This is a genomic window from Caballeronia sp. BR00000012568055, assembly GCF_029439455.1.
Classification (GTDB): Bacteria; Pseudomonadota; Gammaproteobacteria; order Burkholderiales; family Burkholderiaceae; genus Caballeronia.
The window spans coordinates 1-878 of sequence record NZ_JAQFVG010000117.1; the positions used below are offsets into that span (position 1 = coordinate 1).

An 878-nucleotide genomic window follows, 5' to 3' on the forward strand; every position below is an offset into this window, starting at 1 on the left:
AGAAATGATTGCGAAACGCATGCGCGATATTCGAGTCCGCCGCAGCGATATCGCGCGCTACGACGAATAGCTCGCGTAATGATGCGCCGCGCCCGCCATCTTTTACGGGCAGACGCAGCGCGCCGAAGCCTTGCGCTTTGAGTGAACCGATTTCCTCATACGGCAAGCGGTGCGAGCGTTCACGATCAGCCGCAGTCGCTGCGATTTCCTGAATGATCTCCGCAAAACCATACTCGGCGGAAAGCGTCGAAACCAGTTTTGGCCCTTGTTTTACGATGTTTTTCGTCTCGGACATGATTTACACCTTCACACTGTAATCCGCGACCTTGATACGCGAATTGATGATCTTGCGTTCCGCGAGCCAGTCGGCGGCGCGCTGAAATTGCGTGATGAACGCGGTATCGTCGGGTTCGTGAAATTGATTCACGCGCTTGAGGCTGGTCAGATATTCGCGCACCTGATCGGGATACTTCGCCTCGCGCTGCACGAGTTGTTCCGATTCCGCCGAATGAGTCGATTGCCACGCGCCTTCGACGTAATACGCGTCGATCACCGCGCGAATCAGTTCGGAGTTATCCTCAGTAAATTTGCGGCGCGTAACCAGCGAGCTATAGTCGATCAGGAAATCCAGATCGCGTCCTTCATTGAAGATATCTTTTGCATCATTGGCGTTGCGCGCGATATCGACAGCGGGCGACCACATCGACCACGCATCGACTTTGCCTTGCGCAAATGCGGGTGCGGCATCCGGCGGATTCAAATAGACGAACTGCACCTTGTCGCGATCGATATGATGCTTTTCAAGCGCGGCGATCAGCAGAAATTCGCCGAGTCCCGAGCGATTCACTGCGACCTTGCGGCCCGCGAGATCGACCACT

At 55.4% G+C, this 878-nt stretch carries 2 protein-coding genes; both read right to left on the reverse strand.

Annotated features, from left to right (window positions below; all coding sequences use genetic code 11):
* Window positions 1-295: acyl-CoA dehydrogenase family protein (locus tag P7F28_RS07290; RefSeq protein WP_277183847.1), on the reverse strand; the 295-nt coding region annotated here is incomplete at its 3' end.
* A gap of 3 nt (window positions 296-298) precedes the next feature.
* Window positions 299-878, reverse strand: a 580-nt coding sequence (locus P7F28_RS07295; RefSeq protein ID WP_277183848.1) for an NrtA/SsuA/CpmA family ABC transporter substrate-binding protein, incomplete at its 5' end; no start/stop codon positions are given.